The 9,323-nt window shown below is 71.6% G+C and carries 7 protein-coding genes; 4 read left to right on the forward strand and 3 right to left on the reverse strand.

Going from position 1 to position 9,323, the window contains the following annotated elements:
- On the reverse strand, positions 1-901 hold a 901-nt coding region (locus GT354_RS00445), incomplete at its 3' end, for an MFS transporter (protein ID WP_161354125.1).
- Positions 902-1,108: 207 nt separating this feature from the next.
- The gene (locus tag GT354_RS00450; RefSeq protein WP_161354126.1) at positions 1,109-2,857 is read right to left on the reverse strand and encodes a putative Ig domain-containing protein; all 1,749 of its coding nucleotides are present in this window, start codon (positions 2,855-2,857) and stop codon (positions 1,109-1,111) included.
- A 320-nt stretch (positions 2,858-3,177) separates the two neighbouring features.
- Here GT354_RS00450 and GT354_RS00455 point away from each other — a divergent pair, with 320 nt between their 5' ends.
- The 4 genes from GT354_RS00455 (at position 3,178) to GT354_RS00470 (ending at position 8,578) form a co-directional block, all read left to right on the forward strand.
- Entirely contained in the window at positions 3,178-4,938 is a 1,761-nt protein-coding gene (locus GT354_RS00455) for a putative Ig domain-containing protein (RefSeq protein WP_161354127.1), read from the forward strand.
- A gap of 302 nt (positions 4,939-5,240) precedes the next feature.
- Positions 5,241-6,125, forward strand: a complete 885-nt coding sequence (locus GT354_RS00460; protein WP_161354128.1) for a LysR family transcriptional regulator — start codon at positions 5,241-5,243, stop codon at positions 6,123-6,125.
- 562 nt (positions 6,126-6,687) lie between these two features.
- A complete protein-coding gene (locus GT354_RS00465) occupies positions 6,688-8,085 on the forward strand; it encodes a M1 family metallopeptidase (protein WP_237534239.1) in 1,398 nt (465 codons plus the stop codon).
- A 307-nt stretch (positions 8,086-8,392) separates the two neighbouring features.
- Positions 8,393-8,578 carry an NAD(P)H-binding protein gene (locus GT354_RS00470; RefSeq protein WP_161354130.1) on the forward strand — a complete coding sequence of 62 codons (186 nt, stop codon included), beginning with the start codon at positions 8,393-8,395 and terminating at the stop codon, positions 8,576-8,578.
- Positions 8,579-8,610: 32 nt separating this feature from the next.
- On the opposite strand, the gene GT354_RS00475 is transcribed toward GT354_RS00470, so the two are convergent.
- A partial coding sequence (locus tag GT354_RS00475; protein ID WP_161354131.1) for a hypothetical protein occupies positions 8,611-9,323 on the reverse strand: 713 nt, incomplete at its 5' end.

The raw sequence follows: 9,323 nt of genomic DNA on the forward strand, positions 1-9,323 counted from the left end.
GGACGAGGAACACCAGGGCGGTGCCGAGCGGCAGCAGTGGAAACAGGTGCGGGGACAGGTCGGTGTGCCGTTGGAGAAGCAGGTAGAGCATCGCGTCGCCGATGGTGGCGGCGCCGAGGAGGAACGCCGCGAGGCACACACGGGTGAAGCCGGGGACACGCAGGACGGCGGTGGCGTCGCGGAGGCGGACCGGGGTCGGGGTTCGGGTCGGGGTCGGCAAAGGGTCGCTTATGGTGCGTGGGGAGTCGACGGTTCCCGGGTCGGTGGGATCGCGGACGAACAGCAGCAGGATCAGGACGCCGAAGGCCGCGAGGCAAAAACTCACCACGAAGACCGCGTCGTAGGCGTCGGCGGTGACCCACAGCACGGCGAGCGCGACGGGCGGGCCGAACAGCGCGCCCGCGGTATCCATCGCCCGGTGCACGCCGAACGCCCGGCCCTGGCCCTCGGGGGTCGCGGCCATCGAGATGAGCGCGTCGCGCGGCGCGGTACGCAGGCCCTTGCCCGCTCGATCGGCCGCGAGTACGCCGCCGATGGCCGAGACGCCGGCGGCGGCGGGCAGCAGCAGTTTGCACGCGGCGGAGATGCCGTAGCCGATCGCCGCGACCGTCTTGTGCCGGCGCAGGCGGTCCGCGACGTGGCCGCCGAGCAGTCGGGACGCGGCGGTCGCGCCGTTGTACAGGCCGTCGAGCATGCCGAAGGCCATCGGCGACAGGCCCAGGCCCAGGACGAGATAGACCGGGAGGATGGCGGTGACCATCTCGGCGGAGACGTCGGTGACGAGCGAGACGACGCCGAGCGTGACGACGACGGGGGCCACGCGGCGGGAGCCGGACCCGGTGGGCGCCTTCGGGCGGGCGCCCGAGGCGAGGTCGGCGGAGCGGCTGGACGAGAGATACAACCGATGCCTCCGGCAACTGGGCGGGAGCGGGCGGGGAACGGCGGACGTGCGCCGAGGGCACCGGGGCGTCCTCGGCGCACGGCCTCGCCGTCGACGGCGATCGCCTACGGTCGGGCGGGTGGTTCGCGTAGGGGACGTGGAGCGGGCGGTACGGGTGGTTCGAGTGATTCGGCAGCCCAGGTGGTCAGGCCCGCCGCGGGTCCGTGGTCAGAACCAGGTGACCGACCACGGGAACGTGACGGCGCCCTTGCGCCCCGCGCCGTCGGTCGCGGTGACCTCGGTGGCGAAGGTCCCCACCCCCCACGCCTTGCCGGTGATCGCGCACGTGAACGGGTTGAGCCACAGGCCGGTGGGGAGGTTCTTCGCCGCGCACGTGTAGGGCGCGGTGCCACCGGAGACCCCAAGGGTCAGGTCGACCTGCTGGTTGAACTTCGACGACTGGGCGCCGGGGTCGGCGACCGTGACACCACCGGTGGGCGGCGCGGTCACGGTCCACTGGAACGCGGCGGACGCGCTGCCCGAGGCGTTGGTCGCGGTGACCGTCACCTGGGATGTCGCGGGCGTGGTCGGGGTGCCGGTGATCCGACATCCCGCGCCGATGGTCAGCCCTGCCGGTAGACCCGTCGCCGTGCACGTCGGCGCGGGCGAACCGGTCGTGGCGAGGGTCAGGTCGACCGAAGTCCCGGCCATCGTCGATCGGTTGCCCGGAGAGGCGATCGTCGGCGGGGTCCCGGTGCCGGTGGGCGCGATCGTCCACGTGAAGGACGCGGGCGACGAAGCCGCGCCGAGACCGTCGGTGGCGGTGACCGTCACCTGTGCCGACCCGGGAGCCGTGGGGGTGCCCGAGACGGCGCACCCACCTGCGGGGTTGGTCAATCCGGCCGGCAGCCCCTGGAAGGCGCACGTGTAGGGCGCCGTCCCACCCGACACCTGGAGCTGCAACGACGCGGCTTGGCCGACCGTCCCCGTCCGAGTCCCCGGGTTGGTCACCGATACCGGTGTGGGACCCGTGTCCTGCCAGATCTCGGTGATCGGGGTCGCGTTCGCGGCCTGGCCCGAGCGCCGAGTGCCGTACATGTCCTCGAAGGTGCGGAGCAGGCTGTAGTGGTCCTTGCGGCCCGCGTACTGCCCGGGCTTGACGTTCGCGCCGTAGACGACGGTCGCGATCCGGTTCTCCGCGCGGAAGTTGTCCTCGTCCCACGTCACCACGAGGAGGCTGTTGTGGGTCTTGGCCCACGCCGCGTACGCGCCCAGCTTGTTGTTCGTCCAGGTATCCCCGGTCCGGATGCCGCACGACGAGTTGAACAGCCGGTCGTGCATGTCGTTGCACAGGTTCGGGACGACGTAGGAGACCGTGGGGAGCCGGGTGAAGTCGGTGGGGAACTGTGCTGTCGTGTAGGTGGTTTCGGCCGGGACATTGCCGAAGGACAACCACGGGTTGTGCTTGCGGGCGTAGGAACCGCTGGTGCACGCCGACGGGTTGCCGGGCTGCCAGTCCTCGTTGTAGCTGCCCCACGTGGCGCCCACGTCGATCAGCTGCCGGGCCAGGTTGTCCGCGCCGTACGGGGAACCGGACGGCGGACACTCGTCACCCGTGACGCCCTGCGTGCCGCCCGAGAACATCGCGAGATAGTTGGGTTGGCTGGGGTGGGTCTCACCGTGGAAGTCGGTGAACGATGCGCCGCCCGCCGCGAGTTGGTTGATGAAGGGGGCCTGGGTGTTGCCGATGATCTCCTCGTGGTTGGCGTTCTCGTGGACGACGACCACCACGTGGTCGTAGCGCGGGATCGCGGCGGCGACCGCCGCCGTCGGGGTCCGGTCGGCGGGCCCGGCCGAGGCCGGGAGGGTGATCGCGGCGATCGCGCCGAGGGTGACCCCGACGGACAACGCGACGAACGTGGCGGATCGGGGCTTGCCCCGGGCCGTCCACCGGGACCTGAATCCGGATTCGGGCATGACCTGGCGCCTCCTTGGCGTGGGCGAAGCGGAACCGCAGCGTGGGTCCGACGGGTCACCGGTTCAACGGCCGGCGTCCGTGGGTGCCCGGCCGCAGCACAGGGCCGACGGGTCGGCCGTGAGCCGGCGGGTAGGGTCTGAACTGCGCTTACGAAATCGGCCCGGCGACGCGCCCACGGCCGGCGAACGGCCCCGGCCGACCCAGTCGACATGCACCGATGCCCAAGAGGTGGCCTGTCCGGGTATTCATGACGGTCCGTCATGGATGCCTGCTCGATCGGTATTGGACGCCGAAGAGAGCGCGCTCATCTCCTGGAAACATGAACACAAGCCATCGCCTCGGCGTCGGACCCGGGGCCCGCCCTCGGGCCTGGTCCGACTTCCTCCCAGGCCGGTTCGGCCATCGCGGACCCGGTGTCTCGCGGGCCGCCGCCGCCGCGGCCGGCAAGGCCGTCGCCGGCGTCGCCCTGCTCGCCGCGCTCGCGACGGCGATCGGCATCACGCCGGCCCATGCCGCCGATCCGCCCACCGTGCAGTGCAATCTCGCCGACTCCCGGATCGGCGAGTCCAGTGGGCTCGCGCCCAGCGCCCGCCACCCCGGTGTCGTCTACACGATGAACGACAGCGGCAACACTCCCGACGTCTTCGCCCTCGACCTCGCGACGTGCCGGACCCTCGCCGTCCTGCACGTCTCGGGCGCGACCAACACCGACTGGGAGGCCATCGCGGTCGGCAGGGACGACGCCGGCAATTCGGCGATCCTCGTGGCCGACATCGGCAACAACTTCGGCAACCGCCCGCAGGTCACGCTCTATCGGCTCGCCGAGCCCGCGACGCTCGCCGACGCCACGCTGCCGGCCACGAGCTTCGGTCTCGCGTTCGCGGACGGGCAACACGACGCCGAGACCGCGATGATCGACCCGCGCGACAACCGGCTGTACGTCGCGAGCAAGCTGTTCGGTTCGCCGGGCTCGCTGTACTCCGCGCCGGCGCAACTGCGTACCGATCAGGTCAACTCGCTGACCAAGGTCGGGGCCGCCCCGGACACCTCGACCGACGGGGCGTTCGCGCCGGACGGTCGCTCGTTCGCGATCCGCAACTACAGCGACATCACCGTGTATTCGGGTCCTGGGCAGCAACTCGCCAAGTTCGCCTCGCCCGGTACCACGCAGGGGGAGTCGCTGGCGTACTCGGCCGACGGGAAGTCGCTGTTCGTCGGCTCCGAGGGCGCGAACAGCCCGCTGTGGAAGGTGCCGTTGCCTCCCGAGGCGATTCCCGGCGGCCCCTCGCCGGTGACCGTGACCAACCCGGGCGCCCGCTCGGGGACGGTGGGCCGGCCGGCGTCGTTGCAGGTGCAGGTGTCGGGCGGAACCGCGCCCTACACGTGCGCCTTCCGAGGGCTGCCGGCCGGGTTGACCAACCCCGGTGGTGGATGCGCCGTTTCGGGCACACCCACGACCCCCGGATCGGCGCAGGTGACGGTCGTCGCGACGGACGGTCTCGGTGCGTCCGCCGCCCCGGCGACCTTCACCTGGACGATCTCGCCCACCGACACCGGAACCGCGCCGACGATCTCCGGTCCCGGCAACCAGAGCACACCGGCCGGGACTTCGGTCGACGTGACGCTGACCACATCGGGCTCACCGGCGCCGACGTGCACGGCGACCGGGCTGCCGGCAGGGCTGGGCATCGACCCGGGGTGCCGCATCACCGGTACGCCGACGGCCGTGGGCGGTTCGCAGGTGACGGTCACCGCGACCAACACGTCCGGCAGCGCGACGACTTCGTTCGGGTGGACGGTGACCGCGCCGCCCTCGGATGGTGTGACGATCGCCAATCCGGGAACGCAGTCGTCGACGTTCAATCGGCAGGTCGATCTGGTCCTCCAGGTGTCCGGCGGCACCGCGCCCTACACGTGCGCGGCGAAGAACCTCCCCGCCGGCCTGTGGCTGAACCCGTTCACGTGCACGATCACCGGGCGGGCGTGGGGCATCGGCAGCTTCGGCACGGAGGTCACCGCGACCGACCGCAGCGGCCGGAAGGGCGTCGTCACGTTCGGCTGGACCGTCACCTGGCTCTGAGAACCCGAGGGAGGTAGCCGTCGCCACGAACCGAAGCACCGACGGACGATCGAGCCCGGGAGCCGGATGACCCACGAGGCGTCGGCGCGGTGCCGAGGCACACGCCGCGGCAGCGCGCCGACGTACTCGTGTCCGGGCCGGGCCGGTGTCGGCCGGTGCCTGCCTGCCCGAACGTCCCTCGTGTACACGTCCCGTACTCGCTTCTCGGCAACCGACAGGAGCCACACCATGGTCGACGCCAAGCCGGAACCGCACACGCCACCCCCTGGCGGCGAACGCACCGGCGGGGGCAGGGATACCCCGTGACTCTCCAGCAACTGCGCTACCTCATCGCGGTCGCCGAGCACGGCAGCATGACCGGCGCCGCGCAGGAACTCTTCGTCGTCCAACCCGCGTTGTCCCGATCCATGCAGAGCCTCGAACGCGAACTCGGGGTCACGCTCTTCACCCGCATCGGCCGCGGCCTCGTGCCCACCCCGGCCGGCCTCCAAGTCGTCGCCTTGGCCCGCAAGGTACTCGGCGGCATCCACGCGATCGAGGACAGCGTCCGGGCCGAGGACCCCAAGCGCGGCGCCACCGTGCGCCTGGCCACGACGGCGACGCTCGCGATCGAGTTCACCCGCGGTCTGCTGCCGGGCCTGGACAAGGTGCACCCCGAAGTCACCGTCAAGGTCGAACGTCACGACAGCCGCGTCGGCCTGTTCGCGTCCCTGCGAGCCGACACCGCCGACATCGCCCTGGTCGACCTGCCCGCCCCCGGCGGCTTCCAGGTACTGCCGTTGCGTCGCTACGAAGTGGTCCTGGTCTCCCCACGCCAGACCCTCCTCCCGGACCCGGTCGCGTGGACCGATCTGGACGGGCTGCCGATGATCCTGCCGTCGCGCGGCAGCGACCGCCGGGCCGACATCGAGTTGCTGTTCGCGACCGCCGGGGTCAGGCCGGTCGTCGCGATGGAGACGGACGAGCGCGGCGCGTGGATGCCGTGCGTCGCGGCCGGGCACGGCTCGGTCCTGTGGTACGCCGACCTGGCCCAGCCGTTCGCCTCCACCGTGTCGGTGCGGTCGATGTCGCCGCGGCTGGTCAGGTCCGTGGGTCTGGTGCGCGGCCGAGGCCCGATGAGCCGCGACGTGCGAAGCCTGCTCGACTTCGCCCGACGCCAGGGCGTGCAGTCCTGCGAGTACGTCTGACGCTCGTAGGTCCCGGACCCGTACGCCCGATGCTCGGCGTCGGTGTCGCCACCGGCGCGAACGAGGACGGCCCCACGCTCCGGGGCTGTGCTCGCAGCCCGCCGCCCCGGCCGGCCGGCGGGCGGACACGCGGGCACGCGGTGGTCGAGTCCCGCGTGTCGACGTTCGATCCCCACCCGCGTTCGGCACCCGACACCCCGGATCTTTCGTGCCGGATCCCCTCGCTCGTGCGCCGGTTGGATCGTATGGTGATTGCCGGCGCAAGGCGCCCCGCCGGTATGTACCGCGACGAGGGGAGTGACGTGCTCGTCCCGACGGTCCCGCTGCGACTGCTCGTCACTCGACGCGCGACCCCCGCGCCGCGACGGCGTTGGACGCACCCGCCACTTCCGTGAGCCGGAGCCTTGCCTTGCCTCGCCCAGCCCGTGTGTCGCGTCGCGACCGGGCCCGGCGGCCGGACCTGGGATCCCGACACCACGGGGACCCGACAGTGAGTCGATCGTGCGCCATGTCCCGATCTGCCGCCGACGCGGCAATCAGCCACGACACCGGAGGAAGCAACTTGCTTTCCAAGATCTCGCGTCCCCTCCTCGCCCTCGTCGCGACACCCGTGGTGGCCGCCCTCCTGGTGGGTGCCTCCCAGGGCGGCGGTGCCACGCCCGGCTCGGCCACCGCCGGTGATCCGTACTTCCCGGCGTCCGGCAACGGCGGCTATCACGTCGTCCACTACGGCCTCGACCTCGGCTACACCCCGGAGACCAAGCAGCTTCAAGGCGCCGCCGACCTGACGGTGACCCCCACCCAGCGGCTCGGCTCGTTCTACCTGGACTTCTCCGGGATGACCGTGGACAGCGTCCGGGTCGACGGCAGGCGAGCCGAGTTCAGCCGCAGCGGTACGGAACTCAAGGTAACCCCGCAACGGTCGTTGGACCGGGGCCGCAAGGTCCATGTCGTGGTCACCTATTCGGGCGTGCCGGAGAACGTGGTCGACCCGGACGGGTCCGCCGACGGCTGGATCATCCAACCGGACGGCTCGGTGTTCGTGGCCAACGAGCCGCAGGGCGCGATGACGTGGTTCCCCAGCAACAGCCACCCGAAGGACAAGTCCACGTACGACGTGGCCATCACCGTGCCGAACGGGTGGACGGCGGTGTCCAACGGGCGACTTCGGGATCAGCGCAGCCACTACGGGAAGACCACCTTCTCGTGGCGCGAATCGCAGCCGATGGCCGCCTATCTGTCCACCGCGAGCATCGGCAAGTTCCAGACCGAGCAGTACGTGACGGCCGGCGGCCTGCCGGTGTACAACGCGGTGGCCCCGAGCCAAGCGGCCGAAGCCGGACCGGTGTTGGCTCAACTGCCTGCCGTCATCGACTGGGAGAGCAGGCTCTTCGGCCGCTACCCGTTCGACGCGGCGGGTTCCATCGTCGCCGACGCCCCGGACGTGGGCTACGCCCTGGAGACGCAGACCCGGCCCATCTACGACCGCGCGCCCGACATCGGTACCCTCGTCCACGAGACCGCGCATCAGTGGTTCGGCGACTCGGTGACCCTCACCAAGTGGCAGGACATCTGGCTCAACGAGGGCTTCGCCACCTACGCCGAGTGGTTGTGGAGCGCCGAACACGGCGGCCTCACCACGGCTCAGCAGTTCGCCGCCGACTACGCCCTGCCGGCCACGGACAGCCTGTGGTCCTTCCCGGCCGGCGACCCGGGCGACGGCGGCCACATCTTCGCCAAGCCCCCGTACGAGCGCGGCGCCATGGTCCTGGAAAAGCTCCGCCAGACAGTAGGCGACCGAGCCTTCTTCACCATCCTGCGCACCTGGGCGAGCGAAAACCGCCACGGCCACGGCACCAGCGCCGAGTTCATCGCCCTGAGCAAGAAGATCTCCCACAAGAACCTCGACGCCCTCTTCACCACCTGGCTCTACGGCAAGGGCAAGCCCGCGACCCCATGAGGATTGACCAACCACAGGACGGGGCAACAATCGCCCCGATCGGCCCCCGACTCCACTGCAAACGGAGCCGGGGGCCTTTTCGCGACCGGTGTTCGCCCACCGGCGCCGATTCCGGGCCGCAGCCCGCCGTGGCCTTCCTTGGGTTTGCGTGGTCCGGCCCGGACTTGGTCGAGCACGTTCGACCACTGGGTTCGGCCGACGTGGGCCCCGGGGCCCATGTGAAACGGCGTCCGCATCCCGTCCCCGGGCCGCCCTACGCGCTCACCGGGCGGGAGGCTGGGCCGGGGCCCGGTCGCCCAGGCCGAACATGCCGCGCACCGTGCTGATCACCGGAGCCACCGGAACCGTGTCCACCGCACTGATGGACGCGCTGGAGGGAGCCGAGGTGAACCTGCGCGCATTGGTCCGCGACGACTCCAAAGCCGACGGCCTGCGTGCGCGCGGCGCCGAGGTTTTCGTCGGCGACCTCGACGAACCGGGCACACTGCCGTGACCACGCCGCGGCGTTCACCGGCTGACGGCGGGTCAGGCGACTCGGACGCAGGGGGAGCCGGCGATCGCGCTCAGGACTCTGGGGGCCGGGTGGCCGGCGTGGGTGTAGGTGTCGATCATGGCTCGGCGGACCGCGGCCAGGGCACCGCCCGGTACTACGGCGATGGTGGTGCCGGTCGGGCCCAGGGAGCGGGCCTCCAAGGCGCCCGCGGACAGGGCGTTCACCGACACCGAGTCGATGCCGGCCGGGCAGGCGTCGAGGGCGTCGTGCCTGGGCACCGCGAGCATGAAGCGCAGGCCCTGGCGGTCGGGGTCGAAGAGGATGTGGTCCAAGTCGCCCGCGTCGTCTTCGATCAGGGTCACGTGGCCCGGCCGACCGAACAGCGCGACGGCGCCCAAGGGCGGGTCGGCGAGGCGGATTCGGGCTCGTTGGCCCACCTCGGGGCCGGCGGCGTGGAACGCGGTCTCGGCCAAGGCGGCGCTACAGGCCAGCGGTACGGCGGCGGTGATGCCCGCGCAGTCCGGAAGGTCGGTGTGCACCAGCACGTCCATGCCGCCCGCGCCCGTCGTACCGCCCACGGCAGGCTTCGCCCAGTCGGGCAACGCGCCCGCACCCGAGGCCGGTTCGATCTCGGCGACCTCGTCCGGGCGGTTGATCGAGCCGATCCGCAGGACGCCGTCCGTGCGTGGCGCCGCGGCCACGACGACGCGCCACGCGAGCGGTACGGCCGCCCCCGGGCCGCCGG

The organism is Streptomyces sp. SID3343 (assembly GCF_009865215.1).
GTDB lineage: Bacteria > Actinomycetota > Actinomycetes > Streptomycetales > Streptomycetaceae > Embleya.